Annotated in this window: 28 protein-coding genes; 14 read left to right on the top strand and 14 right to left on the bottom strand. The window is 27.4% G+C overall.

Annotated elements, in window-relative coordinates:
- The first annotated feature begins 155 nt into the window (after window positions 1-155).
- Together HYG84_RS19305 and HYG84_RS19310 are read left to right on the top strand one after the other, a co-directional pair.
- Complete coding sequence (locus HYG84_RS19305; protein WP_212382514.1) at window positions 156-503, top strand: type II toxin-antitoxin system PemK/MazF family toxin; 348 nt, start codon at window positions 156-158, stop codon at window positions 501-503.
- Window positions 504-598: 95 nt separating this feature from the next.
- Complete coding sequence (locus HYG84_RS19310; RefSeq protein ID WP_212382516.1) at window positions 599-1,096, top strand: hypothetical protein; 498 nt, start codon at window positions 599-601, stop codon at window positions 1,094-1,096.
- A gap of 189 nt (window positions 1,097-1,285) precedes the next feature.
- On the opposite strand, the gene HYG84_RS19315 is transcribed toward HYG84_RS19310, so the two are convergent.
- The 4 genes from HYG84_RS19315 to HYG84_RS19330 all read right to left on the bottom strand — a co-directional run bounded on the left by HYG84_RS19315 (window position 1,286) and on the right by HYG84_RS19330 (window position 3,737).
- Window positions 1,286-1,786, bottom strand: coding sequence for a hypothetical protein (locus HYG84_RS19315; protein ID WP_212382518.1), 501 nt, complete (start codon window positions 1,784-1,786; stop codon window positions 1,286-1,288).
- A 74-nt stretch (window positions 1,787-1,860) separates the two neighbouring features.
- Complete coding sequence (locus tag HYG84_RS19320; protein WP_212382520.1) at window positions 1,861-2,379, bottom strand: DUF6557 family protein; 519 nt, start codon at window positions 2,377-2,379, stop codon at window positions 1,861-1,863.
- A 155-nt stretch (window positions 2,380-2,534) separates the two neighbouring features.
- Window positions 2,535-2,708 (bottom strand): hypothetical protein, encoded by a 174-nt coding sequence (locus HYG84_RS19325; protein WP_212382522.1) that lies wholly within the window; start codon window positions 2,706-2,708, stop codon window positions 2,535-2,537.
- A 63-nt stretch (window positions 2,709-2,771) separates the two neighbouring features.
- Window positions 2,772-3,737, bottom strand: coding sequence for a hypothetical protein (locus HYG84_RS19330; protein WP_212382524.1), 966 nt, complete (start codon window positions 3,735-3,737; stop codon window positions 2,772-2,774).
- Window positions 3,738-4,498: 761 nt separating this feature from the next.
- Here HYG84_RS19330 and HYG84_RS19335 point away from each other — a divergent pair.
- Together HYG84_RS19335 and HYG84_RS19340 are read left to right on the top strand one after the other, a co-directional pair.
- Complete coding sequence (locus tag HYG84_RS19335) at window positions 4,499-4,909, top strand: helix-turn-helix transcriptional regulator (RefSeq protein ID WP_212382525.1); 411 nt, start codon at window positions 4,499-4,501, stop codon at window positions 4,907-4,909.
- Between the two features lie 405 nt (window positions 4,910-5,314).
- The gene (locus tag HYG84_RS19340) at window positions 5,315-5,836 is read left to right on the top strand and encodes a hypothetical protein (RefSeq protein ID WP_212382527.1); all 522 of its coding nucleotides are present in this window, start codon (window positions 5,315-5,317) and stop codon (window positions 5,834-5,836) included.
- Between the two features lie 234 nt (window positions 5,837-6,070).
- Here the strand turns inward: HYG84_RS19340 and HYG84_RS19345 are convergent, their stop codons facing one another.
- Window positions 6,071-6,409, bottom strand: a complete 339-nt coding sequence (locus HYG84_RS19345; protein WP_212382529.1) for a DUF3467 domain-containing protein — start codon at window positions 6,407-6,409, stop codon at window positions 6,071-6,073.
- Window positions 6,410-6,609: 200 nt separating this feature from the next.
- On the opposite strand from HYG84_RS19345, the gene HYG84_RS19350 reads away from it, so the two are divergent.
- Entirely contained in the window at window positions 6,610-7,290 is a 681-nt protein-coding gene (locus tag HYG84_RS19350) for a hypothetical protein (RefSeq protein WP_212382532.1), read from the top strand.
- 159 nt (window positions 7,291-7,449) lie between these two features.
- Entirely contained in the window at window positions 7,450-7,779 is a 330-nt protein-coding gene (locus HYG84_RS19355) for a hypothetical protein (RefSeq protein WP_212382533.1), read from the top strand.
- An 87-nt stretch (window positions 7,780-7,866) separates the two neighbouring features.
- Here HYG84_RS19355 and HYG84_RS19360 read toward each other — a convergent pair whose 3' ends face one another.
- The gene (locus tag HYG84_RS19360; protein ID WP_212382535.1) at window positions 7,867-8,133 is read right to left on the bottom strand and encodes a hypothetical protein; all 267 of its coding nucleotides are present in this window, start codon (window positions 8,131-8,133) and stop codon (window positions 7,867-7,869) included.
- Between the two features lie 213 nt (window positions 8,134-8,346).
- Here HYG84_RS19360 and HYG84_RS19365 point away from each other — a divergent pair, with 213 nt between their 5' ends.
- From HYG84_RS19365 to HYG84_RS19385, 5 genes are read left to right on the top strand one after another with little or no spacing between them, the layout of a single operon-like run.
- Window positions 8,347-9,393 carry a metallophosphoesterase gene (locus tag HYG84_RS19365; RefSeq protein ID WP_212382537.1) on the top strand — a complete coding sequence of 349 codons (1,047 nt, stop codon included), beginning with the start codon at window positions 8,347-8,349 and terminating at the stop codon, window positions 9,391-9,393.
- A 12-nt stretch (window positions 9,394-9,405) separates the two neighbouring features.
- On the top strand, window positions 9,406-10,863 hold the full coding sequence (locus HYG84_RS19370; RefSeq protein ID WP_212382539.1) for an AAA family ATPase: 1,458 nt from the start codon (window positions 9,406-9,408) through the stop codon (window positions 10,861-10,863).
- Window position 10,864: 1 nt separating this feature from the next.
- Complete coding sequence (locus HYG84_RS19375; RefSeq protein ID WP_212382540.1) at window positions 10,865-11,140, top strand: hypothetical protein; 276 nt, start codon at window positions 10,865-10,867, stop codon at window positions 11,138-11,140.
- A gap of 48 nt (window positions 11,141-11,188) precedes the next feature.
- Window positions 11,189-11,866 carry a hypothetical protein gene (locus HYG84_RS19380; protein ID WP_212382541.1) on the top strand — a complete coding sequence of 226 codons (678 nt, stop codon included), beginning with the start codon at window positions 11,189-11,191 and terminating at the stop codon, window positions 11,864-11,866.
- A gap of 12 nt (window positions 11,867-11,878) precedes the next feature.
- Window positions 11,879-12,247, top strand: coding sequence for a hypothetical protein (locus HYG84_RS19385; protein WP_212382542.1), 369 nt, complete (start codon window positions 11,879-11,881; stop codon window positions 12,245-12,247).
- Window positions 12,248-12,363: 116 nt separating this feature from the next.
- Here the strand turns inward: HYG84_RS19385 and HYG84_RS19390 are convergent, their stop codons facing one another.
- From HYG84_RS19390 to HYG84_RS19415, 6 genes are all read right to left on the bottom strand, one after another.
- Window positions 12,364-12,609, bottom strand: a complete 246-nt coding sequence (locus HYG84_RS19390) for a hypothetical protein (RefSeq protein ID WP_212382543.1) — start codon at window positions 12,607-12,609, stop codon at window positions 12,364-12,366.
- Window positions 12,610-12,801: 192 nt separating this feature from the next.
- Window positions 12,802-13,128, bottom strand: a complete 327-nt coding sequence (locus HYG84_RS19395; protein ID WP_212382544.1) for a hypothetical protein — start codon at window positions 13,126-13,128, stop codon at window positions 12,802-12,804.
- A 240-nt stretch (window positions 13,129-13,368) separates the two neighbouring features.
- Window positions 13,369-15,240 carry an AAA family ATPase gene (locus HYG84_RS19400; RefSeq protein ID WP_212382545.1) on the bottom strand — a complete coding sequence of 624 codons (1,872 nt, stop codon included), beginning with the start codon at window positions 15,238-15,240 and terminating at the stop codon, window positions 13,369-13,371.
- Between the two features lie 471 nt (window positions 15,241-15,711).
- Entirely contained in the window at window positions 15,712-16,695 is a 984-nt protein-coding gene (locus HYG84_RS19405) for a hypothetical protein (protein WP_212382547.1), read from the bottom strand.
- A gap of 918 nt (window positions 16,696-17,613) precedes the next feature.
- Entirely contained in the window at window positions 17,614-19,101 is a 1,488-nt protein-coding gene (locus HYG84_RS19410) for a hypothetical protein (RefSeq protein WP_212382549.1), read from the bottom strand.
- A gap of 118 nt (window positions 19,102-19,219) precedes the next feature.
- Complete coding sequence (locus HYG84_RS19415; protein WP_212382551.1) at window positions 19,220-19,804, bottom strand: protease complex subunit PrcB family protein; 585 nt, start codon at window positions 19,802-19,804, stop codon at window positions 19,220-19,222.
- Between the two features lie 637 nt (window positions 19,805-20,441).
- Between HYG84_RS19415 and HYG84_RS19420 the strand changes: the two genes are divergently transcribed.
- Window positions 20,442-20,768: an Hsp20/alpha crystallin family protein gene (locus tag HYG84_RS19420; protein ID WP_212382553.1), complete on the top strand. Its 327-nt coding sequence runs from the start codon at window positions 20,442-20,444 to the stop codon at window positions 20,766-20,768.
- Window positions 20,769-20,792: 24 nt separating this feature from the next.
- On the opposite strand, the gene HYG84_RS19425 is transcribed toward HYG84_RS19420, so the two are convergent.
- On the bottom strand, window positions 20,793-21,107 hold the full coding sequence (locus HYG84_RS19425; protein ID WP_212382555.1) for a hypothetical protein: 315 nt from the start codon (window positions 21,105-21,107) through the stop codon (window positions 20,793-20,795).
- A gap of 149 nt (window positions 21,108-21,256) precedes the next feature.
- Entirely contained in the window at window positions 21,257-21,586 is a 330-nt protein-coding gene (locus HYG84_RS19430) for a hypothetical protein (protein ID WP_212382557.1), read from the bottom strand.
- Between the two features lie 267 nt (window positions 21,587-21,853).
- Between HYG84_RS19430 and HYG84_RS19435 the strand changes: the two genes are divergently transcribed.
- Both HYG84_RS19435 and HYG84_RS19440 read left to right on the top strand, forming a co-directional pair.
- Window positions 21,854-24,286 (top strand): NAD-dependent DNA ligase LigA, encoded by a 2,433-nt coding sequence (locus HYG84_RS19435; RefSeq protein WP_212382559.1) that lies wholly within the window; start codon window positions 21,854-21,856, stop codon window positions 24,284-24,286.
- Between the two features lie 224 nt (window positions 24,287-24,510).
- The gene (locus HYG84_RS19440) at window positions 24,511-26,433 is read left to right on the top strand and encodes a DNA gyrase/topoisomerase IV subunit B (protein WP_212382560.1); all 1,923 of its coding nucleotides are present in this window, start codon (window positions 24,511-24,513) and stop codon (window positions 26,431-26,433) included.
- Window positions 26,434-26,459 lie beyond the last annotated feature (26 nt).

A 26,459-nucleotide genomic window follows, 5' to 3' on the forward strand; every position in this document is an offset into this window, starting at 1 on the left:
TATTACCACTCCTTTGATAGTTCTTAGTCTTTTTTAATAAAAAACAGGTGAAAAAGTGAAATTCATTTTTCAATATGTATAATGTTTTGCACAGTTTACAGAGTGTTTATTTATATATCAAGTATAAATTTTAGAGAATGGAAGGGAGTGATTATATGGATATTAAAAGAGGAGATGTTCTTTTGGTTATGCTAAGTCCATCTATAGGTTCAGAACAGGGTGGAAAACGACCTGTTGTTGTAGTGCAGAACAATATTGGAAATAAATACAGTCCTACAATTATTGTCGCCCCAATTACATCCTGCATGAATAAATCAAAATTACCTACTCATGTTGAAATAGAAAATCATGCGAAATGTGGATTAGATAAAGAAAGCATAGTCTTGTTGGAACAAATTGACACTATAGATAAAACAAGAATTATTAAAAAGTTAAATTCTGTTGATAGTGAAACACTAGAAAGGATTGACAGTGCTATTCTTACAAGTCTGGGACTTTTATAAAACTTTAATACTTCAAACATGTTGCAAATGAAATAGAAAATACATATAAAACTTAGTGTACAAGTTGTAAATAATGCATTCAGAGGAGGATGTTTATGAAATTATTTTTAATTAATCCTGAACAAATGTTAATAGGGAAGTTATCGAAAAAAATGTACAAGCCTTTTTGTGTAAATGATAAAATTATCATTGAGAAAAATCTTAAAAATTTACTAGATCTTAGATTAATCTTTTCTGGGTATTATTCTGAAGATGGACAAAAACATATTGCTGAAACTATTGCTCTTGATACTAAAAAAAGAATTCCTTATCTAATAGGCTACAAAAAAAGTACAAGAGATAATTTTTTAAATAGATACCAAAACGAATATGAAAATATTATGGAAGATAAAAAAAAGTTTGTAGACTTAGTTTCCTTATATGGTAGAGTAGATAATCTAAAAACACATGATATGAGATGTATAATCATAGCATCTGCCTTTACTCCGAAAGAGGTTGCTTTAGCAAGGGAATTTCCAATACCAGTAGATTTCTACACTTGGGCATTAGTAGAGAATATACTAATATTTAAAAAATTAAAGCATGATAAATAAAAGAGCCAGTTAGAAAAAAACTAACTGGCTCTTTTATTTCATTGAGTAATTTTTGATCACATTATTACCATATCATGCAATAATGATTTTATCTATACTTGTCTTACAGAAGAAACAGCATCAAATTTATTGTTGCATTCTTCCAAAACTGATAAACTACTATTATTATTTCTAATTAAAAGTATGTTTTTATCTAGTATACTGCTTTACAATATCAAGAGCAGCCATTAGATTATCTATTGCCAATTGAACTTGGTCTTTAGTTAGGTTTTCTGATTGCAATACGGCCTTATAATTGTTAAGTCTTTGACTGTATGTGTCAATCCCATTGATTAAATCTTCTTTATCCATTTCTTTTGATTGCAATACTTTAAGAGATGATACTTTATTTCTTACACTTTGGACATCCTCAACTTGTCTTTCAATGTTTTCGATTTCACTCATTATGTCCCCTCTACCCATTTTAATTTGTTGAGCATTAATATTAATATTATACCCTGATTGAATAATAGGAGTTACAATACTAGTGACTCCCATTTTATATTGGGAATCAGTTATTGCAATATCCTCCATCCTATCAGACCTGTCCTGTACATATCTCTTTCCTGCACCACTACTATCACTGCATCCTGTTACTCCTAATACTAAGACCAAACTTATTGCTATTAATAAAATTTTTTTTAATTTCATAATTACTTCCTCCCTTCTACATTGTTAATTTCGCATATGCTAATAAATTATCTTTATATTTTTCAATTTTAATTTTAATTCGTTAATTTAAGCATTCTCCTTATTTTCTTCATGTCAGTAATTTTATTTTCATTTGATGTGTTATTTTTTATACTATTGATATATTCTAATCTTTCATCTTCTGTAACACCATGATAAGTCATTTCGTCAAATATAAAAGATGCCACTTCCTCTTTTGTGTATTCTTTAAAAACATTCATATCTATATAAAAACCCAACCATTCTTTCCAAGTGATATGTTCTATAATTGAATTTCTTGCAACATCATCCTTTTTTTTAATAACCTCTATACCGTAATAATAAACATTTATGTACCATCTTTTTTTATTTTTTTTAGGTTCTGTATTTAATAAAATATTGTATATTCTTTCATATTTATCAAATTCATTTGATTCTATATTGAACAATATTGGGTTATCTCCAATAATTTTTTTTATACTTTCAAATTTTATTTCATGAAAAAGTTGTTTAACAATAAATTTATTATCTACTTCCTTTTGAATCTTATTTTTATTAAAAAACTTTTCAAACATTATAACCACCTCTTTTCCTTAGTGTGGTGGCATTATATAATGCTTACTATTTCATTTCAAATAACGGTTTGATAATTTTAAGCGTTGAGGATAAGATAATTTTACACAAAAAAAGACTCTGGAATTCTCCTCCAGAGTTACTTTTTAAAATTATTCTATTTTTCAATGGTTTTGTTTTTATTGATTTTATTCCCTATTTCTAGTTCAATCTTTTCTCCATTGGAGAATTCAAAATCAACACTCTTAACTTCTCCATCATTTTTTGTTACTTTCAGATTGGAGAGTTTATTTTCCGTAAGTTGTTTTTTAAAGTTTTCCAACCAATTCATTGTATTTATCTCCTCATTATTTGTTTAACATTTTAAAGCCTACTCTATTATAACAGTTTTCGTTTATAATTTGCACCAGTTGTAACCAAATAAGGAAATATCAAAATGTTTAATACTAAAAACACCTATTGTTTTTTTAGTTTCTATATCGTATACTTCTCCCATATCGCCTTCATAACTAGATACAAATATATATTCTTTATTTTCTATAAGGTTACTATGATTATTGGATATACACTTAACCTTCAATGAAATTTGTGGATTGATCTCTGGTATAAATTTTTTCTGTAGTCTCCACTTTCTATTTCTATTTAACGTAGGAATTTCTATTACTTTTTCGCTTCTTAGATCTATTACTTTACCATCTATTAATGCTAAAGTAAAATTCCTTGACTCAAATACTAATTCTGGGTGTATTGACCACAAAACCTCTATTTCATCAATGTTAAAATATTCTCTATTGCTATACCCTTTTAATAATTCTTCTTCTCTTTTCTTTTGTATTTTTTCAAGATATAATTTACTTTCCGCCTCATTTCCTTTGTCAAATATATTACTCAATTTTTGTTTAGCAATTTTATCGTGTGACCACATCTTTCCATTACTATGTCTGAAATCCTTGAAATCAAATTTAACTTTGTATTTTTTCTCTATTCTTTTCATTTCGTCAAATAAATTTTTACATATTTCTCTAAAGTCCTGATCTTTCAGGTATCCTTCAAAAGTATGAAAGCAACCCCCTTCTCTTTTCCATTTGTACTGTAAGAAATCTACCTCACAATTAGATCCTATAAAATTTAAATAACGAATGGTATACCCCTTGTTCTTTATCAATTCGTTTTCGATGAAATTTAAAACCTCTTTAAATACTTCAATAAAAGCCTCTTGTAATTCTTTACTATCATATTTATACGGAACTAAAATACATTTTTCTAAATAACAACTATCAAAACTTAAACCTTTTAATAAAAAACTAACCCCTCGTCTTTTAATACTGGGATCAATAAATGTAGCGTAATAAATATCCATATCTTTCATCTCCTTTTGTAAAAATCCTTCTTTATATATAAAATAACGTATCTTTTTATACTTATAACAAATCATTCTTGCTATTATCAATTAAATTATTTGAACTTTAAATATTATTTTGAGAATCTCACTATGGGCCTGCCCTTTTAATTTGCTACAATTTATTTTTTTATACTCCCACATGTCAATTGCATCCCTCCTACTATTCAATTTCTTATACTATATATCAATGCTTTTTAATGAGTAAGATAAAAATCAAAATAAATTCTAATGTACACGACTGATTTGGCTCATTTGCCGTTTCTTTTTCTCAAAACAAATCTCGAGATATTCCAGATTTTAAATAATGGGTAAGCAAATAGTAAAAAATAAAGAAAAAAGTAAAAGATCTTAACTTTTAAGAAAGAAATGAAAATATAAAAATAATAAATATAGACCTTTCCAATAATGGAAAGTTTGTAAAATAAAAAAATTCTACCTTTTGTTTTTATCTTGAGAACATTATATAGATTAAGTTATGGAGGATTAAATGGACATATGTGAATTAAATGAAATCTAATAATTTTAAAATGAACTTACTATAAAGTTAAGATACTTTCTATTAAAAAAATCTTTTTATGCTTCTATATAAGAAGTTCGTTTCTAAACTCTTACTTGAAAAAAGGTTAATAAACTAATGAACATTTGTCCACCAAACTATGGACACATAGATTCTTTTGTGTTATATTAAAAATATAGATATTCTTCTGGAGGTGAAAAGAGTGATAGAGTTTAAAAAAGGAATTATAAAAGGTAAAATTACAAACGGGATATTAGAAATCATTACCGAAAACCCTAATCTTTCTAATGAAATACATATTCTGGAGTTAAACGAAGTAGAAGAATTTCTTGACAAAAATGATTATACATTTACTAAGTCAGATAAAACAAAAACCATTAATTTTTCAAAATGTTTTATTGAAAATAGATTAAAAGATTATTTAAATGAGCATGGAATAAGTCAAAGTCACCTAGCCAGAAAATTAGGCGTAGGGAGAACAAGTATTAATAATCTTTGTAACGCTAAGAATTTAGAATTAGAAACTGCATATAAAATAACAGCAGCCCTTAGATTAACACCTGAAAAAGTTGTAATTATTTTCCCACCTAAAAACCTTGAAATGTTGTTTTAGAAATAGGTTTCTTTAATAGAAAATAAAAAAGAATTTTTGTATGGAATTTTATTTTTATTTATAGTGAAATACTTTTAATGATTTTTAATTTGATTTAATGAAAGGAGATTTCGTTTTATGATTTATAATTTAATTTTAATAATTATAACTGTGATTATTAGTAGTCTTTGCTACTTAAAATATATTCAAATTGGTTATCAAATCTTTTTCATAATCTATTGCATTTCATCAATAATATTTTCTGTTATCTCTTATTTCACGATGGTTGATTTTATTGGATTTAAAATAGCATCATTTTCAGTTTTTTTCTTACCCATCATTATCGGTATTAGGGCGTTTGAAATTGAGAAAACAAGAAATATGGTTAAAAAGATGAGAAATATAAAATAAGTAGAGGTGTATTATATGACTAATAATATAGATAGAAGATTTAAAATAAGTTTTAAATCACTTAATGAAAAACAGGAAATGGAGATATCAAGTTCTATTTCAGATTACCTTATTTGGTACAATAATAATAAAGAATTAGTAAATTTTGAAATTAAAAAAGAAGGTCAACAGGTTAATATGAAATCAATTATTGACTTTTGGAACAAATATATTGGAAAAAGTAGAAACATTGAAAAATACTTACAAAATATAAGTGTTGTTGCAGATGTATACGAGTTTGCTGAAAAATATAATGATAAGATTTTAATGATAAAAACAGAAACTGAAAAGCAAGTAATTTACAAGAATCAATATAGAACTCACGAACAGGCGGATAAAATTAGAATAATATTTAATAAATATCCTGATAATCCAAAAGTTCAAGAAATTATTGATTATTTAAATCGAAATAAATATGACGAAGATCATCTTACCAAAGATTATGCAGAAAGAATTATTAATACCTGTTTGGCACATATAAAAAACAACAGGTTTTAAGAGTGTTTTTCCTTATTACTTTCTTACCCATTACTAATACAGAGGAGTGTTCTTATATTTGAAAGTTCAATAAGTCCTTAGAGTTAATTAGAATGACGCAGCCAAGAATTTCAATATTTCCTTTAATTAGTATCAATGGTGATAAAATGCAAACTAATATTTTAGTTAAAGAGGATAATAATTTATTTGAATAAAAAAAGGGTAGAACACAGATCTTTATGTTCTACCCTTTTTCTATTCAATAGTCTTCTCTTGAACAGTTGTCGGAAGTTCCTCTCCTTGTTTTCTGTCCATTTCTGCTTTAGTCATATTTCTTTCTCTTAATTCAATTTCTTTTATTTTTACATCTTCAGTAAAAGTATTTATATATCCATAAGTATCCTCATAAGTTTTAATATTTTTATCTAAAGCATCTCTTAATGCCTTTGCTGTTTCAGGACTCATTTTAACTTTTCCCATTAATTGATTGGAATTTTCTTCGATAGAGCCAAAATATAGTGTGAAATTATATAAATTAAAACCTATATTAACGAAATCAGAATAAACCGAAGGTTGAACTTGATGATTTTGCATATTTACCACTTCCCTTTCATAATTAGAAATTTATAGACATTATATAAACTTAATTTAAGATTGCAAATCTACAGATATATTTTTAAACAAATAATTGAAATAAGAATTTATCTATTAATAAAATACATCTAACTTAGAATACTAGGTTTTGATGTTATGTTAAATATATAGGTATTTAAATATATATTAGGAGGTTAACTATGTTATGGCTAGATAGTGAAGAGGCAAATAGTATACCAATAAAGTCTGTTGCAAGATTAGTCATTCCTAGATTCCAAGAATCAAATAATAAATCTACAGGTGAGTGCTGTAAACATACAGATCAAATTTTAGGCAATCTAAGATTAAAAAATGAAGATGAACATTCTGGTGACAGCAATAACTACGCCCACTGTTTTACTTGTGGTGAAACTTGGTATCCTGTAAAACTTGTGATGGATTATAAAGGATTTGGATTCCAAGATGCTATGGAGTTTTTATATCAAAACTTCCCTTCTTATTTTACAAATGTAAAAGAATTTGATGATATACCTAAATGGGAAGGACTTGATAATAACGAATACAAATATCTAGGGATCAGGATACAACATAGATTTGGAGATATAACCATTGATGTAAGAGAGTTTGCTAGGGAATTCCCAAAAGAACACGATATTCTTTTATTAAGCAAAATTATTGAAATAAAGAGCAAAATTGACAAAATAGAAACCTATGGTCTTGAAAAACATATAGAAAAAGACAAGATTCAAAAAGATAAAGAAAAGATAGACAAAAAATTGTTAGACTTATTAAAGCGAGGATTAATTAGTACTGAATATAAAAAATTGAAATTTGAAGAAGTTCCTAGCGACAAAACACTTCTTACAAATAGGAAGCATTAAAAAGTGCTAATTGTTTAAAAAACAAATGGAGGAATTTACAATGGATAAAGAGAACATTTTAATATTTATAATCTTTTCTTTAATTTCTATAGTGTTATTCTCTTTTGTAACAAGTAGTATGACAAAAAAACCTTAACTAACTTTGGTGATTATTTTTTAGTGGTTAAAGAGGATAATAATTGGATAGACGTTGAAATAATGGACACTGAATATATCCCAATTGAAACTGAAAGTAGAGCACCTTTATTTCATGATGGATTTAATTTTTATCCTATTTCAGAAAGATATTATAAAACTATTGTTGTTCCAGAAAAACATTTAGTTCATTTTAAATATGACAATAAGAATTGGTCAATAGATAATGTAAATCTATTTAACAAAATTAAAACTAGTGATATAAATATAGGAGATTCTATTAAACTAAAAGAAATAAAAGGATGGAATAAAAAATCAGATTTAATTGTTCATTATTTTGATTACGAGATATGATTTTGAATTTCAAAATTAGTCCATGATATAGAAATAAAATATTATACAAATTAAAAACATAAAAAGACAGTTGGTTACTGTCTTTTTTTATGCTTTTCTTTGGTTAGAAAAAGTTTCAAATCTTGGTGCAAATTTTTGGTGCGTTAAATCAACCCTGACTTCTTTATCTCCTTGTAAAAATTTTAGAATCCCTACTTTATTAAGAATATTAGAGACAATCTTCTCTGTCCTATCCTTAGCAAATTGAGGATAATTTTCTATATTAGATAAATTCTCAATTTCAAAAACTCCATCCTTAGTATATAGCGTAACACCTTTAACTTCTTTTGCATTAATCTTATATGTACTTTTCATAATTATTAAATACCTCCTATAAATTTTTATATTAAATAAAAGCCAAATATATATGTTGGAGATATTCTTATAAATCATATGGTTTCTTTTCAAGTATTTTTTATATGTTATGTTAAAAATGATTTTAAAAATATTTGATTTCTTCATATAAGATTAAATAAAATCACTACAAACTCTTATATGGAGGTATTGACTAAGGTAGGTGAATTTAATGTGGCTAAGAAATTAATGTTTAAGATATTGCATTTTACAGATACACATTATACACGACAAAATCCTGAAAATAGAAAAGATATCATGTTTGATGCTGCTATTAAAAAAACCAAAGAAGTCGCTCAAATTGGAAAAGATCATAAAGTAGATTTTTACCTTCATACTGGTGACTTTTTTAATAGTGCAGATATATCTGATGCTGTTGCAGGAGAAGTTGGAAAGGTTTATAAAAAGGCATTTGATAAAAAAGTAATTGTTCTTCCCGGAGGGCATGACCTAAGACACAACAACATAATGACCATTGAACAGACTAAATTAGGTCTGTTTGGCAAATTAGGAATTGTAAAGATATTAAATTTCGGTGAAAGAGTTTTTGCTGAAAAAGAAGGTTTTAAGTTAGAAATAACTGGTGTGCCTAGCGAGACTTTAATTGATAGAAAAAAAGATTTAGCAATCCTTAGAGAAAAAGAGGCTGATTTTTCTATATACATGCTACATAGCATGGTGTTAAAAGAAAACAAACAAGTTGGTACTTACATTCCAATTAGTGAAATTCAAAAAGAGACTAAGGCTAATTTAACACTTATAGGACACTATCATCTTGGTTTTGAAACTGGTGAATATTTCGATTCAGTTATGGGATTTACTAAATACTTTATTAATCCCGGTGCTCTAGTTAGAAAATATAACTTTATTGAGGAAATTAAAAGAACTCCACAAGTTGCTTTAATTTGCATATATGACGACAAAAGTGTAGATATTGAGTACATTCCTCTAAAATCTGCTTTAAAAGGTGAAGAAGTCTTAGATAGGCAAAAGATGATGGAGCAAAGAGAGTATAAAGAAAAACTAGTCAAATTTACTCAAGGTATTGTCGACTTTACGAGAGATAAAAAAGACATCAATTTAGTAACCGATATTGAGGAGATTTTTAAAACAATGTGTGAAAATGAGCCTAATATGGATGATGGTGAAAAAATTGAAATTGAAAAAATTGGACTAGCATTTATTGAAGATGCGAAACAAGTTTTAGGTTTATCAAGATAGGGGTGAATGGAATTGAGTCAAGAAAAGGAAAAAGTGTACCTTGTTAGAACTATACTTTACAATATACAGTCCCACAAAAAAACTATTTTTGAATGGCATAAAGGATTTAATGTTGTAGTAGGTCCTAGTGATAGTGGAAAAACAGCGTTTCAAAGAGGGTTAAATTGGAATTTGTACAATGAATCAGGTAGTGACCTTATTAGAGACAGAGATGATGGAGCGGTAGATAAAAATGGAAATATAAAAAAAGAAAACTTGGCTTATGTAACAAATGAATACTCAAATGGTGTTATAGTTACTAGAAAATATGATAAAGGCGTAAACATTTATGAAGTTATAGATGAGAATGGTGAACTACATGCTTTCGATGGCTTTAGGGATAATGTTCCTGAACTTGTATCTAAACTTTCAGGTATTTCACCATTAACCATCAATGAAAAGTTTAAACTTAACCTTAATATTGTTCCATCACGAGGCATTGGCATAATTGATTATACAGGTGGGGAAAAGTCTCAAGTCATTGGAGCATATGCACAGGCTAATGTTATTGATGTGGCCATTAAAAATGTTCAGGCTGAAATGGGAAGAATTAATATAAAAGTTTCTAGTCTCGAAAAAGAAATTAAAGACTTTGATAAAAAAATTGAAGATATGGGCGATATGGATGAAAAGGAAAAGACAATTCAAGAAATTGATAACCTTTACTTATCTTTATCCGAAGAAGATTTTATGAGAAGTGAATTGTTAGAACTTGAGAAATCCATTAATGAAAAAATAAATTTTATTAAAGATGATAAAGGGTTCATTGAATCTTGTAAAAATATAGATAAGCAAGAACTTGATATATTAAAAATGGAACAAACCGTCAACGATATTCGATTTGAAATTAAAGATATTATTGATAAGAGAAATAGATTAACTAATATTAAAACCCGTATTGTTGATAGACAAAATGAAATAAAAGATGCTGCAAAGATTCTTGAAGAAACTAAAGACATTGATAAAAAAGAAAATCAATTACTCAAAATAGAGATTGAAGTTAATACTCTCCAAAAGGAAGTCAATTTCACTAATGAAACACGAAAAAATCTTGAGTCTCTTAACAAGAGTATAAATTATCACAAAGATATCATTATCCAAGATAAGAAAATTTTAGAACAATATAAAAACCTTGATAAAAATGAAGAAGAACTAAACAATATAACTTTTGAAGTTGATGAATATAAATTCATGATTATAGAAGAAAAAAATACCAAAAATAAACTTCTTAAACTAAAAGAATCCATTAATACTAAACTTGATAATCGTAAGCAAGGTAACGAGTTCTTAAATAAAAACAAACAAGCGATAGAAATACTTATTAGTGAATGTATTTCTTTGGTTAAAGATTTAGGAAGATGTCCACTATGTATGAGTAATTTAGATAAAAACCATTTAGATAATATAAGAAAAGAACTGGAGGAGATGTAAAATGTCAACAATCGTAAATCAAATAGATAATAACGTTGAAAAGGCTGTAAAATTATTAGATGATAAGAAAAAGGAATTAAAACAAAAGAAAGATGCAAGACTTCGTGCTGAAACTAGAATTGAAGAAAATGAAAAAGGACTTAAAAAGGATTATGAAGAAGTAGAGATGTTAGGTTTTGATCCTGAAAAAATTGATGATGCAATCAAGGAAATGGATAAGACTCTTGCTGACTATGACTCAAAATTAGAAGGTTTAATTAAAAAACTAGAGGCTTAATAAGGGAATTATCTCCCTTATTACCCTTTTTTATTAGGAGGTTAAATTATGAGTATAGTTATAGATGTTGCGAGTTTAGAACAAAGAATTAAAAAGATAAAAGATGAATTTCATCAAAAAAAAGGAAAATATATAACATACGTTGAGTCTAAAGACATCAAGTGCAAAGAAAAAGAAAAACTAGAAAAAAAACATGAGAGATTAGATAAAACAAGAGTTATGTTTATGCAGAGTGCTGAATATCAGCGTGAAAAAATCAAGGTTGAATTTGAAAATATAGTGACTAATGCACTTCAATTTATCCGAAATGAAGATATTTCTTTTGAAATAGATATAGAAGAAAAAAGAGGTCGTGCTGAGGCTAAGTTTTTTGTTAAAACCGTTAGAGACGGTGTGGTTAATAGAAAACCTCTTGAAAATACATCTTTAAAAGACTCTAAAGGTGATGGGGTATCATCTATTGTAAAAATTGCTCTTAATGTTGCTCTTTTAGAGTTGTCTGGACAGGAAGGACCTCTTGTTCTTGATGAACCTGCTAAAGAAATTTCTAAAGAATATATAGATAACACTTCTGAATTCTTAAAACAAATTTCAGAGGCATTTGGACGACAAATTATTATGATTACCCATATTGATAAGATGAGTAATGTAGCAGATAAGAAGTTCATTTTTAGTCTTGAAGGTGTGATTTCTAAAGTTGAAGAAATTCTACTCAATGCAGCATAAGGAGGAATTATTTTGAGCAAAATAGATGTATTTATATGCAAAGAATGTGGATATGAAGATAGTTCAATTATCCCCATGAAAAAACATCTAAAAACTTATACGTGTCCAAATTGCGATAAAATTGTTAAATTGAATATCGTAAAAATGGAACATGGTGAAGATATGACTCTTAAAGAGTATTTGGAATTAGTTAAATACATTAATGAAAATCACAGTTTTCGGCAATTAAAAGGTAAAATGATTAAATATATATCACATACCTTAGATTTCAGAACTGGACATATTCATAGAGTAACCTTGAATCATAAAGAGTTCGCTACGATAAATGAAAATAGACATAGAAACTTAAAAGAATGGATATATAGATATCTAAATAGTTAATTTACTATCTAATGATAAGGCAATATAAAAAACAGTACCTATAGGTACTGTTTTTTATATGAAACATAATCTTATATTTATAAAAGAAGCAGAAGATTTGTCCTCTGCTTTTTCAATTAATTTATTTTTCTATATTCACTGCTAAGTAATAATTCTGATACATTTTCGCAATTATCTCTATCATCACTATATGCTGCATCCTTACATGGTATAATTCTAATTGTAAGCGTATCTTTTCTTGGTGTTCCTAAATCAGAACACATATCTAATATTTCACCATACAACACAGGTCTATCTATATAAATAAAACATGATGCACCATCAGGAATGTTAGAATGTTTGCCATGAGGATTACCATACACATCAAAATAAAAACCTCTATCAAAGATAACAAGTAAACTAGATGGAACTCTATTCTTACCTAATAAGTAAATTGTTTCTTCAATTTCTTCCTTTGATTCATTTTTATTATACTTATAAGATAATCTTGGTAATATATCTAAAGCATAGTAGCGTCCACTATATTCTACAACGTCCGTTATTACTCCATCTGACTATCTGATAAATTCTTTTTCACAAGCATTATATTCATTGGATATATCTACAGTTTCAATAAATACAATCTCTCCTGTTTCTAAATCAACCTTGGCATTTGTTTCGATTTCATCTCCATCCCATACTGAAATATACTCTACTGATATAATTGCAGATGCAGAAGGATCTACAGCATCCATTAATTCTTTATACACTTCAGGGAAATCTTCTTGAAGTGATGTTAATATCCAATCTGTTTTTTCAATAGATTTAAAATATTCTTCTTTAGAATTAAATATGGAAACAGTACATTTATTATCAAAACAATGCCCAGATTCAACAACCAATACTCCAACAGTGTATAGGATTTATATTTGAAGAATCAAGAATTACTATCAAGTTTATTTTAATCAGATGGGCTTATAGCCGTTTTACAGGTCTTAAAATACAAAAGACACATAAACATATCCCTACCCTATATAAACCCCGTAAAAAGCAAGATAAGCCAACCTAAACGCAAACAAGATGACCATTAGTTGTTTTAATTAAATAAAAAGGACACTAGAAAATTTCTAGTGTCTTTTTTATTATGCAAATAGATCAAATACTTCACCATTATCTACAATGAAATAATTTGAATCATCAATCATAAATTGAGATTCATCACCTGTTCCAATAAGAAGAATAGTATTATATTCGTCTTTAATGTTGTTTATAAAATCATTAAAGAATGTTCTATTTTCTTCATCGAGAATTTCAAGATTATCAATTACAAGGATCTTACTATTAGTTAAGTAACTGAATATATCTTGAAGAATGATACCTATTCTTAATTTTTCTGAATCCGATAACCCTTGAACTTTAACAGTTCCCGTTTCATGAGTAACAATAACATCAAATCCCTCGGTTAAGTCGAAATCCAATTTATACTTGCTCCCTGTCAGAACAGATAATCTTTCATTAGCCTTATCCTTGATATCTTGAACTTTATGTTTAAGTATTTTATTTTTAATTCCATCTGAATTGAATTCAGAAACTAAAAATTCAAGTATTACAAGTTCTTTTTCTTTATTCATTAATTTTACAACTGTTTGATCATACTCTGTTTTGTTTTTTAAATAAGTGTTAATTTCTTGTAATCTTAATTTTAAAGATGACTCTTTATCTTTTAGAACCGGAAGTTCTTTATCATCAACAGGCACAAGTCTTTTTTCTATTTCTGATAATTTTACTTTTAAAATATCTAAACTAGATTTTATTCTATCAATTGTTTTTGTAGTATTTAAATCATTTTTCAGCCCTTCCAATTTTAAGTTTTCTTTATTTATTTGAGATTTAACATATTCAGCATCCATTTCTAAATCAAATAGTTCATCTTGTAATGAAATCATATCATTAGTTAATTCGTCAACCATAGCATTTTTATCTTGATTGCAAGTCAACTTTGAATACAAAGGACAACCTGTGTCTTTTAGTTTTTGGATGATATTCTTAGTCAAATTAATTTTAGATGTTCTTGATGCCATTTCAATTTCTAATTCCTTATTCTCAACCTCTAAATTTTTAATTTTATCATTGTATTGATTGATTGAATCATTGATATCATCTATTGATGTTGTTATATCCATATATTGTATAAGAAGTTTATTAAGTTTTTCAGATTCTTCCAGTACTTCTTCTTTCTCTTTTGTTGCACTATCATAGATAAACTTACTATTTTCAACAATAGCAATCTGTTTTTGTATTTCTTCAAATTCTTTTCCTTTTACTATCTTTTCAGTCTTAATTTCATCATAAGTACTGTCAGCATAATCAAATGTATCTTGTTTCAGTTTTTCAACTTCCATTTGCAGAACTTTTATCTCTTTATTTAAATTCCTTCTATCAGAATAAAATATATCATAAAGTGTATCAAATACGGTCATATCTAATTCAGATGGAAGTGACGACTTTATTCTATCTATTGCTTCAGTATTTTGTTTTGAGAGATTATTTATTATTAAATCTATATCGACATCAATATTAAGCAAATTAAACATAAAATTTTTCTTTTCATTCGCTGTCATATTTATAAATTTAGAAGATGAAAAAATTGCTTTAATAACATTTATAGAAACACCTTGAGATTCAATTAAAGACTCTATTTCTGTTTGAGTGGATTTATCTCCATTAAGATAAATGGACTTGCTTTTTCCTAATCTTTTTTCAATTTCTCCAACACCTTCTACATCAGCAGATACAATAGTCTGTTTAGTACCTGTTTTAATTAAATATTGATACCCTTGCCCTTTATCTCCTGTAAATTCACAACCACCAGTAAGAACCATTTCTAGTGCTGCCTTTATACTTGATTTGCCATTATTATTTTTGCCTAAAAAAAGATTAACAGTCTTATCCATAGTAATTGTAGTTAATTGATGATTTCTAAAATTTTTTATTCCAATTTTATTTATTTTCATATTAAGACTCCCCTTTCAATAATTAAAATACCTTTATAAAATTTTATATTACATTTTAATTAGTCATATTTTTTCTTTTCAAGAATATATTATAATAATTTATATTTAGGGGATCAGTGGAACATTGATAAATACATAGCATACAATTAATAAAACAAATCAAACAATTTATAGAAAAAGAAACACCTGATTACATCTAACCTAGAGTATGTTTTTGATTAAAACTATTGATGTCGAATAATCTTATATTAAAATTTATTAATCCACAGTTTAAAAACTATTGTACGGATTTTCTATAATAATAAGTGTGGATAAAATATTAATATTTTATCCACACCTTTTCCACAACATATCCACATGTTTACCCACAGATTTTTATTAGAAAAAGACAGTCATAACTTTTCTTGTGTTTTGACTGTCAATTAATATTTTTTCATGGCAATACTAATAGGCATATTACAAGGTTTAATTTTAAAGAGCCTGTAAATATGCCTGAACTACTGTGCCAATATATCTATCTGGTGATGATATTTCTTTTGTATCGAAAAGTTTAGTAAGAATTCTTGAGGCTATCTCCTGTTTATACAAGTAGTTTAACCCTTTGCAATATCTTAATAATGCAATCATGATTCTATCTGTAAACTTCTTCTGAATATGTTCATCTTGTCTTTCCCGAAGTTTTATTAAATAAGAATAAAAACTTGAGTCAGATTTTCTAAAATTTTGAAGTTCTTCTCTATCGGTTTTCTTTGTTGCTAACTTTTCATTGATTATTTTATTTGGAATAAAGAAAAACTTAAATTTTAAATCTTTTTTTGCTTTATTTATTTGTTCTTCACCGATATAATCTTCTAATTTTTCTAATTCTTGTTCTCTCTTTATATCAGATATATCTTTAAAAAATCTATTTAATATGTTCTGCACTCTTTCTCTAATATAGTAAATATTATCAGATTTAAAAATTTGCATCCATTCACTATCTATATTCTTAACATTTATAATGATTTGTTTAAGGCTTTTATAGCCTTTTGTACTCATAATATATACAGAGTAAAACAGTGCCTTTTTTTCAGTTATGTTCATATTATAGAATATATCTGTGAAGAAAATTTTTCTTAGTTCAATATAACCTTCAGTTAACATATTATCCATACCACGAATAACCCAACCATTTACACCATAACTATAGTATAAAATGTTCATATTTATTAAAGTCTTTAAACAATTGGTAATGGTAGTTCTACTTTTTATATACGGAGCCTCTTTTTTTATAATCTTGCTCAAATGATATAAGGAGTCAGTATGAGAAAAGATAATAAAGAAATCTCTTTGTGTTTCATCTTCTTTATACTGGCTACTAATTTTAGCAAGTACATTAAACACATCTATTAATTTGTGATGATCGTTATTCTTAACAATTTGAAGTGCATGATCTATGCTTATTTTCGTAGCCATTTTAAACTCCTTTCTTTACCGAATTATTAGACTGTTTAATTTTTATTACTTATGTTATAATATAACTATAATTAACTTAAAAAAGGTAATAGAAAACTAGACCTTTCATGTCCACTTTTTTAAAAGTGCGTAAGGTATTGAATTTGCTTAACTGGAAATTTATGCTACGGCAAATAGCAATAAAAACCGTTAAGATATATTCAGTTGTATTTCTTTTTTAAGTTTAGGGATAAATAATTTTCAACTTGAGTTTTAATCGGCAAATTAGAACTCAAATGTCTAAATAGTGATATATATATCACTATTTTTCTTTTATTTACTTACTTTCAAAGTATACCATAGTGAGAATATTATTATCAAATATTGGAGAATTTAAAAAATATGACGAAAGGTGCATAGAAGTTTTTTACGGTGCATCAAAGTTCTTTACAGAACAAAAAAAACTAGAAGATTACTAAATTTTTTATAATTAATAAAAAGTTGAAATAAGATTTAAAGGTCATATGAATAGTTGAAATAACTAAGTTTACAACAAGAAACTAGGAATATAATTTCATATGCATGTTTAGATATGGTGTACCAGAGTTCTTTACGGAAACTTTTATTTAAGTAACATACCAAAGTCTTTGTTATATCAATGTGTTTAAACTATTATATTAATCAATTAATAAACAAATTTTGATAAATATAAAGGTGTACCAGAGTTCTTTACAGTGCATCAGAGTTCTTTACGGTACATCAGAGTTCTTTACGGTGCATAGAAGTTTTTTATGGTGTATTAAAGTTCTTTACGTAACAAATAGTTTTATAAATTTGAATATTAAAGGTGTATCAAAGTTCTTTATGGAACAAAAAAAATGTAAAATTCGATTCTCAAAGGTGTACCAAAGTTCTTTACGGAACAAAAAAAGCGATAATTTATTTATCGCTTAATTTTTTTATATTATCTCTTTTAGGATATATGTAGAAATAAGAATTGTCTGGAGCAGTTTCATACTTTGAAATGATAGAATTCTCTAAAGAAGTCATTTCATTTAAAGCACTTATTATTCTCCTTTTAATTATACTTGGCTTGTCGTTTAATCCAGTTTTATTTGCTAAATCTTGCCAAGAATATTGAATATACATTATATCATCCGAAACGTTATAAAAATCATATACAAACACTCTAAATAAAAGCACAGATAATTCATATCTATAAGATGATATAGTTTTAGTGAGAATTCTTTTATATTTAGATGCTACAATTTCTTTAACTAATTCTTCATGAAATCTTATTGTCCACTGTTTTTTTCTGTCAGAATTAAAAATAGGTTTGTCTATTGTTTTTATTATGTTAAAAATTCTTATATGGGTATCAGATATTTTTATATAAACTTCTTTTGTCTTGAAATAAAAGATTGAACGAGCAATTTTATTGTAGTTTTTACTACATGGCTCTAATTGTAAATGTTCACACATTTCTTCCATGGTGAAGCAAACTGCTTCATTTCCACTGGCAAGAATTTCTGCTCCTATTTCAAATATTGCTGTTAAAACCTTAAAATCATCGGCATTAAAAGTTATATTATCTTGTTTATAATCAAATTCAATATTTATATTTTCATCTTTAACTTTCAAATTTGGTAATCTTATTTGGATGTTTTCATTATTTTGATTCGGAGTTGCATAAATTTGACCATCTATCTCCTCATACTTTACATCCTCAATCTTTTTTCTTCCTGCTCCAAAAAGTCCATCATAGTTTAGCATACTATTTGGAACAGTTGCACCTTTCTTTTCGGATTTTTTATTTTTTTTCTTATTTTCGGATAAAGAAGTTAGTAAGTTTAAAAGTGATATATTATCTTCTTCATATATATCTTTTAACAACAAATGAATTGCTTCATCAACAAATATTATATTAAGTTGATTTTTTCGTAATTCATCTAAGTAGTAAAAATCCGACAACAAACAATTTATATCAGACTCCCACTTGTTTATTTTATTTTTTCTTACCTGTATAAAATCTTGCCTATTAACATCACTTGGAGCATCTAACAATTCTTTAAGAATATATTTTTTATCATTTTCTGTAGAAAGATAAGATTCAACTTGTTCTCTTAGTCTTGTTTTGTACTTATTTATTTTTACTTTAGTGTTTATATAAAGTGCATTTATATCTTTCTCTTTTATAATTACAGGAATTATCTTTTTATCTATATACAGACAGGCATTAATAATATAGATTTTAGTCTTTTTTTTCATTTTATTAGATTCTTCACCAAAGATCTCTGACTCGTAGAATTCATAATATGAGTCTACATTTTTTTGTTTATGGTGTTCCCAAATGACTTCTAAAAAAGAATCATATTTTTTAAAAATGTTATATAAAAGAATAATCATAGGCTCAACTTTTAAATCCATATCTACACTCCTTATATATTGACCTTATTAACATTTTATCATATTCCATACTACAGACAAGTAATATTTAGATTTTCATATAAAAACACCTTTACTAAATTCAGTAAAGGTGTTTTTGTTAGTTAGATTTATCTTCTTTAGCCTGTATTTCTTCAGAAGTTTCTTGTTCATTAGGGATAACTTGTTGATCTATTAAAATATAGTCAAATGTTTCGCCCTCTGTATTTTTTACTTCAAAAGCAGCAGTCATATCTTTAATTTTGAATACTGTTACAGGATAAGTAATTACTTCTGTAACTACAGCATCTTTATCTGGTGCAGTTTCTTTAACAGTAATTTCAACAATACCGGTCTTTTCTTCTGCTTTTTCAACTTTGATATCGTATCCGCCTGAATCTTTTTCACCAGACGCTATAGCAACAACATATTCATTGTTTTCAAGTTCAAAGAAAGTATATCCTTTTTCCTTGCTCATTTGCGAAATTGAGTCCTGTACTTCTTTTGGTAAAACAGTAACATCAGATACTATTTCGATTTTCTTAGTTATATCTGTAATTCCTGTCTGCTGCTCAGATGGATTTTGCTCTACTTGTTTATTGTCATCCACCTTTGAATCAGTAGGGGTTTTTCCTGTGCTGCACCCTACTAAAATTGATAATGATAATAGCGATATGGCTCCAACGGCCACTAACTTTTTATTCATAAAAAGCCCTCCTTTATTGAATGTTTATTGTATTTAGTCCTATGGGTTTAACATAACATGTCTTTTCAGATATTCTTTGATAAAAATAAAAATCTTTTTTGTCGTCTAAATACTAATGCGACTATAGCCTTATTAAGACTTTCCTGAAAACAACTATAAACATATATATTATATTGGGTATACATTGCAAGTATTTTAATAAATATAATATTTTTAAAAACATAAAAAATAAACACTCCCTTTAATTATCCGTTCATTATAAAAAGGTGTGCTTATTTTATGTAAACTGTCTACTAAGTGACCAACTTTTCGACACACAATGGAATTACTAAGTGACCAACTTTTCATTCCAAAACATTTCTTACTAAGTGACCAACTTTTCAGAAATTAAATCATATGTCCTGTTGCTTCGTACCAAGCCCTTATACATATCCTATTAAGAAGTACGGCTTAATAGGAATATATATAAGTCACAAGACGAGCAATCTGCTAGATATTGGTGATACCTAGAGGATTACCTTTAAGTTATACATAATCAACTCTTAAGAAGTCAAGTCTTTTTAAATTTTTAAATAAAAAATTTGAAATGATTATTTGAGTCTGTATAATAATTAAAAAGTGAAAAGGAGTGATTCTCATGAAACCTATTACAAATAATGAACTTATGGTTAGTTTTACTAACGATCAAGACAAATATGTTATCTATGCTGATCTTTGTGGTGTTAATAAAGAAGATATACATATAGAAGTAAAAGGCAGAATTATGGGCATTAAGGCAAAAAGAGATTTTGGTATAACAAATGGTTTTAGTAAAACAGAAATTGCTATTGGAGAACTTTTTAAAATTATTAATCTTGAAGATGATATTGAAAAGGAAGAAATTGTTGCTGAATATAAAGATGGATTGCTTAAAATTACTATTCCAAAAGTTAAACCTGATAGTTATATAGTAAAAGTAAAGTAAAAAGGACGGGTTTCCGTCCTTTTATTATTGTACTAATTTTATTACGTCCTCTTTAGAGAATAAGTACCAATTAAAATCTTCTTGATTCATATCAAACTCATCCCTTTTTAAAAAGATATTTATGTTTCTCATGCCTTTAGATAAATATATTCCTTCTCTAGTGTCAGTTCCATCAATTTGTTTTTTAAACAGTGATTTTATTCCATCAATATTTTCATCAACTTGGATAATTGTAGTTTCTTCTGTTTTAAGATCTTTCAGAACAAATTCTGTACCAAAATTTCGGTCTTTTCTTTTTCTTATCTCGATTAATTTACTTTTGATTATAGTTGGTTTCATACTTTTACCTCCTTATTAAAAAATAAGTAAAATGCCCCAAAATAGGTGTAAGGTTATATTACTAATGAAATAGAAAGAAATCAAGTAAAAAAGCAACCTGCCGTATTGGTTGCTTATATTATAAATCAGAATTATTGACTGTTTTACAATTAACAAAACACTCCGTAAACTGTACCACAATCTTTGCCGTTTGCAATTCTATTCCTATAATCTTTAAGATTATCGTTATTTTCCACTATGAATATTACATAATTTAGATTTCTTAATCCATTTTTAGCATAATTAAAATCTTTATTTTTATAAGCAGATTTCAAATTATCTATAACATCTTGGAAGTTATTTTTTGCGTCACAGTTAATCTTGTTTTCATCTATTGCAAAAATTTCATCATATACTGCTTCAATGACAGTTATTGATTTCGTCTCTATACCTTCTATTAATTGTTCTCTTAAATTGTGTAAAATATCTAATAAATTCATTTTGTAAAACCCTCCTAATCAAATTATTAAAAATACCTTATAATTATATTTTTCATAAGTGTAATTATTGATAGTCACTTATTCTAATTTCAAGTATTTTTTATTAAAGTTTAAAAAAATTATTTTTTATTATGTTATGTTAAAACTATCAAGCGATTAATGATTTTTTAAGTGGTTTAAAAAAATTTTGATTTTAAATATAGTTTTAAATTAAGATACCTTCATGTATTTGGGTATTTTATTACATTCTAAGGGAGGATATTAATAATGAATAAAAAAATAGAATTAGAATTAGAATTAGGTATTGAATTAAAAGAAAAGATAAAAACATATGATCATGCTTATTATGTAGAAAATAAGCAATTAGTATCGGATGCTGAATACGATAGATTTATGGAACAATATATAGAACTTGAAAAGAAACATCCTGAACTTAAAACATCTGACTCTCCAACCCAAAGGGTTGGCAGTGACCCATTAAGTAATGTTCCTAAAAAAACTCATACCACTCCCCTGCTTTCCATTGAAAACAAAGGGAAAACAGAGAGAGATATTCGTAAGTGGTATGAAGACTGTGGAGGAAATGGAACTAAGATTTTAATTCAACCTAAATTTGATGGTGCAACAGTAAATGTAAGTTATGAAGATCAGATTTATGTAGATGCTGTCAAAAGAGGCAATGGTTATATTGGAGATTTGATTACAGAAAATGTAAAAACTATACGATCTGTTCCCATGGCTATTTCTTATAATGAACAATTGGAGGTTCGTGGAGAAGGAATTATGTATTGTACACCTTTCTTTGAGAAATATTCTAAACAAAATGGAGGAGACTATAGTAACCCAAGAAACTTAGCCTCTGGAACATTAGGATTATTAGATCCCAAGTTGGTAGCAGAAAGAAAACCTGATATTGTTTTTTTTGATATTGGAGTATGTAAAGAAGAATTTCAGTATGATGAAGATAGATTAGAATGGTTAAAATCTTTAGGATTTAAAGTTACACCTTACAAAACAGTTGATAATATTGATGATCTACTTGCTACTTGTATGAGTTACTTTGATGGAAAAATTGCTGAAAAAAATGGTTTTAATATTCTTAATACAGATGGAAATGTAACAGATATTCTTTGTGATGGGCTTGTGCTAAAAGTATCTGAATTAAGTAAAAGGGATGAATTAGGCATGACAGCAAGAGGTCCTAAATGGGCATTTGCTTTTAAATTTAAGAGCCTTACCGTTGAAACAGTTGTTGAAGATGTAGTAATACAGGTTGGAAGAACAGGTAAGCACACTCCTGTTGGATGTGTAAATGGATTTATTGGAGGAACTCATATTCAAAGAGTCACCTTAAATAATCTTGGTTACATCAGAACATTACCTCCTGCTCCTTATGATGATATAGATTCAATTGTTTTTAAAACACATGATGGCGAATATGGAGAAATAGATTTGGAATTTTATCCTGCTCCTGATAAAAGTGATAAGTTTTTGGAGAAACATAGATTCTTAGTGACAGATACAGGAAAATATTCCATTGATTCAATTGATGATTTACTTGAAGTAACAAATAAATTAGTTGTTATTATTAAGGGAGAAGAAATGGTTGTTGACTCAATTGAGAAATTAAGAACAATTGATTTATCAAAAGAAATTTATAAGATTAACCTTGGAGATAAAACTTTTATTCTTAGAAAAAGTGAAATTCTTGAAGTTGCATTTGAATTATATGTTAATGGAGATTCAAAAACAGTTGAAGTCATTTTGCCAGAAGAATATTTTCATCTAAAATTAAATGATACCGTAGTTCTTGAAAGATCTAACGATGTAATTCCTAGAATTATCGGTATTAGATACGAAAAAAGAACAGGCAATGAAAAAGATATAGTGTGGCCAGAAAATTGCCCTACTTGCGGAGAACCTTTAGAAGAATTGTATCCTCTACACTTTTGTAATAGTTTAAATTGTCCTGATAGATTAAAAGGATCATTACTTCATTTCGCTTCAAGAGATGCAATGAATATAGATGGTCTTGGAACATCTATTGTAGAATTGTTTGTAGATCGAGGATATTTAAAGGATTTAACTGATATTTATATACTTTCAATGTATGAAGAAGAAATTCTCTCAATAAAAGGGTTTGGCAAAAGAAAATTAACTAAACTATATAATGCTATAGAGGATACTAAAAATAGAGAACTTCACCAATTAATCTATTCTCTTGGTATTAGAGAAGTTGGAAGAACTATGTCTAAAACTCTTGCAAAACATTTTAAAGTGTTAGATATTCTTATGAAGGCAACATATGATGAGTTAGTCCAAATAAAAGATATAGGAGATGTTGCAGCGACAGAAATAGTGCACTTTTTTAAATCTCCTAGCAATATTGCTCTTATTAATCAATTAAAATTAATTGGGCTTAATATGCAAGATAATACAAAAGAAGATAGTGATATTTTCAAAGGGAAAATATTTGTAATTACCGGTACTCTTAAAGAGAGTAGAAACTATTATAAAGATATTATTGAAAAAAATGGTGGAAAGGTATCAGGATCAGTATCAAAGAAAACAACTATTGTCCTTATTGGTGAAGATGCAGGATCTAAAGAAGCAACAGCAAGACAACTAGTAGAAGAAGGATATCCTATAAAACTTGTTGAAGGACATGATGATTTTATAAAATTATTACAGGGATTTTAAATATAATATAGGATTTATCTAAGGACTGCTAATACCTAGCAGTCTTTTTTATTCAAAATATTTGACAAAACCAACTTTTAACTTTAACATATTAGACAAAAATAAAAAATGTAATTATAAAAATTCTATAATTATATGTAAAATACAATTAAATAAAAATATTATTCAAAAATATGTGTATGCTATAATAAAAACTGCAAACCATTGATGAAAGGTGGGATACAATGATTAATAAATATGATGGGAATTCAATTACAGTTCTTGAAGGACTAGAGCCTGTTAGAATGAACCCCGGCATGTATATTGGTTCAACGGGATCAAAAGGACTACATCACTTAGTTGAAGAAATAGTAGCAAACTCTGTTGATGAATCTTTGGCAGGTGGTTGTACTAAAATTAAAGTAACCATTAATAAAGATGGCTCTATCACCATTGAAGATAATGGTAGAGGTATGCCAGTTGAAATAAATAATAAAACAAAATTATCTGCTGTTAGATTGATATTTGAGCAGTTACATGCAGGTGGAAAATTCGGACAAGGTGGATATAAAGTTTCGGGTGGACTACATGGAGTAGGGGCAGCAGTTGTAAATGCTTTTTCTGAATGGCTTGAATGTATCGTGTACAGGAATGGAAAAAAGTACAAGATAAAATACAGTAACCAAAAGGTGGTCGAGGATTTAAAGGAATTCGGAAATACCAATCGAACAGGTACTATCATTACATTCAAACCTGATGAAACAATGTTTACTACTACCGTTTTTAAATATCAAACCATTAAAAATAGATTAAAGGAACTTGCTTTTTTGAATAGAGGGCTAGAGTTTATTTTAAAAGATGAACGAAAAAATGAACAGATAGAAGAAATATTTAAATTTGATGGAGGTATTGAAGAATACATCAAATCAATAAATGAAGGAAAAAATGCCCTACATAAAGACATCATTGCTTTTTCTGGTGAAACAGAAGTAGAAATAATTATTAAAGGCAAAAAAGAAAAGCGAAATATTTATATTGATATTGCTGTGCAATATACGGATGATTATAACGAAAACCTATATTCATTTGTAAATAATATCTCAACTATTGATGGTGGAACTCATCTTCAGGGATTTAAAACAGCAGTAACTAAAACAATTAATGATTACTGTCGTAGAGAAGGAATTCTAAAAGATAGAGACCAGAATTTCACTGGCAATGATACAGTAGAGGGAATAACAGGCATTATATCTGTAAAACTTGAGTATAGGCCAGAATTTGAAGGGCAAACAAAGGCAAAGTTAGGAAATCCAGAAGTTAGAGGAGCCATTCAATCTTATGTAAATAAGAACTTAGAAGAATATTTTGCTATAAATAAACCTACTGCTGATTTAATCATCAACAAAGTACAACAGGCTGCAAGGGCTAGAGATGCATCTAAAAAGGCTAGGGATGTTGCACGAAAGACATCTAATCCAAAGCAATATCTTGATAAACTTGCAGATGCAACTTCTCCAAACAGAAGTGAATGTGAAATATATATAGTAGAGGGAGATTCGGCAGGTGGATCTGCAAAACAGGCAAGAGATAGAAAAACTCAAGGAGTACTTCCACTTAGAGGAAAAAGCATTAATGTTGAAAAGCAAAGTATAGAAAAAATATTAAATAATAAAGAAATTCAAGTTATGGATGCTGCTTTTGGAGTTGGTGTTGCTAATGAATGTGATGCTGAAAAAGCAAGATATGGAAAGATTATTATTTTGACAGACGCAGATAAAGATGGAGAGCATATTAAAAACTTACTTCTCACATATTTATATCGTTTCAAAAAACCTTTAATAGATTTAGGTAAGGTTTATATAGGTATGCCTCCACTATATCATGTAACAACAAATAAAAATGATTACTATATTTACACTGATAAAGAATTAGAAGAATTTAAAATCAAACTGAACAAGGATGAAAAGATTAAGCATATTCAACGATATAAGGGGCTTGGGGAAATGAACCCAGAACAATTAAAAGAAACTTGCATGAACCCTAAAACTAGAAGAATTAAAAAAGTTTATATAGAGGAAAATACAGTTGCAGAAACTTTAGTAACTACTTTCATGGGTCCTAAGAGTGAATTAAGAATGAAATATTTACAAGATAATTGGGTTTCATAAATTAGAATAAATTTTTATTTTTTAAT

The organism is Alkaliphilus sp. B6464, assembly GCF_018141165.1.
Taxonomy (GTDB): Bacteria; Bacillota; Clostridia; order Peptostreptococcales; family Natronincolaceae; genus Alkaliphilus_B.

Bases quoted from the DNA above. Each gene is read 5' to 3' on its own strand.
- HYG84_RS19410 (WP_212382549.1), bottom strand. From the start codon at position 19,101: ATGGATTTAAAAGTTGAGCCTATGATTATTCTTTTATATAACATTTTT.
- HYG84_RS19345 (WP_212382529.1), bottom strand. From the start codon at position 6,409: ATGCAAAATCATCAAGTTCAACCTTCGGTTTATTCTGATTTCGTTAAT.
- HYG84_RS19375 (WP_212382540.1), top strand. From the start codon at position 10,865: ATGTCAACAATCGTAAATCAAATAGATAATAACGTTGAAAAGGCTGTA.
- HYG84_RS19425 (WP_212382555.1), bottom strand. From the start codon at position 21,107: ATGAAACCAACTATAATCAAAAGTAAATTAATCGAGATAAGAAAAAGA.
- HYG84_RS19305 (WP_212382514.1), top strand. From the start codon at position 156: ATGGATATTAAAAGAGGAGATGTTCTTTTGGTTATGCTAAGTCCATCT.
- HYG84_RS19405 (WP_212382547.1), bottom strand. From the start codon at position 16,695: ATGGCTACGAAAATAAGCATAGATCATGCACTTCAAATTGTTAAGAAT.
- HYG84_RS19315 (WP_212382518.1), bottom strand. From the start codon at position 1,786: ATGAAATTAAAAAAAATTTTATTAATAGCAATAAGTTTGGTCTTAGTA.
- HYG84_RS19360 (WP_212382535.1), bottom strand. From the start codon at position 8,133: ATGAAAAGTACATATAAGATTAATGCAAAAGAAGTTAAAGGTGTTACG.
- HYG84_RS19430 (WP_212382557.1), bottom strand. From the start codon at position 21,586: ATGAATTTATTAGATATTTTACACAATTTAAGAGAACAATTAATAGAA.
- HYG84_RS19420 (WP_212382553.1), top strand. From the start codon at position 20,442: ATGAAACCTATTACAAATAATGAACTTATGGTTAGTTTTACTAACGAT.
- HYG84_RS19340 (WP_212382527.1), top strand. From the start codon at position 5,315: ATGACTAATAATATAGATAGAAGATTTAAAATAAGTTTTAAATCACTT.
- HYG84_RS19415 (WP_212382551.1), bottom strand. From the start codon at position 19,804: ATGAATAAAAAGTTAGTGGCCGTTGGAGCCATATCGCTATTATCATTA.
- HYG84_RS19330 (WP_212382524.1), bottom strand. From the start codon at position 3,737: ATGGATATTTATTACGCTACATTTATTGATCCCAGTATTAAAAGACGA.
- HYG84_RS19440 (WP_212382560.1), top strand. From the start codon at position 24,511: ATGATTAATAAATATGATGGGAATTCAATTACAGTTCTTGAAGGACTA.
- HYG84_RS19435 (WP_212382559.1), top strand. From the start codon at position 21,854: ATGAATAAAAAAATAGAATTAGAATTAGAATTAGGTATTGAATTAAAA.
- HYG84_RS19380 (WP_212382541.1), top strand. From the start codon at position 11,189: ATGAGTATAGTTATAGATGTTGCGAGTTTAGAACAAAGAATTAAAAAG.
- HYG84_RS19350 (WP_212382532.1), top strand. From the start codon at position 6,610: ATGTTATGGCTAGATAGTGAAGAGGCAAATAGTATACCAATAAAGTCT.
- HYG84_RS19320 (WP_212382520.1), bottom strand. From the start codon at position 2,379: ATGTTTGAAAAGTTTTTTAATAAAAATAAGATTCAAAAGGAAGTAGAT.
- HYG84_RS19400 (WP_212382545.1), bottom strand. From the start codon at position 15,240: ATGAAAATAAATAAAATTGGAATAAAAAATTTTAGAAATCATCAATTA.
- HYG84_RS19325 (WP_212382522.1), bottom strand. From the start codon at position 2,708: ATGAATTGGTTGGAAAACTTTAAAAAACAACTTACGGAAAATAAACTC.
- HYG84_RS19310 (WP_212382516.1), top strand. From the start codon at position 599: ATGAAATTATTTTTAATTAATCCTGAACAAATGTTAATAGGGAAGTTA.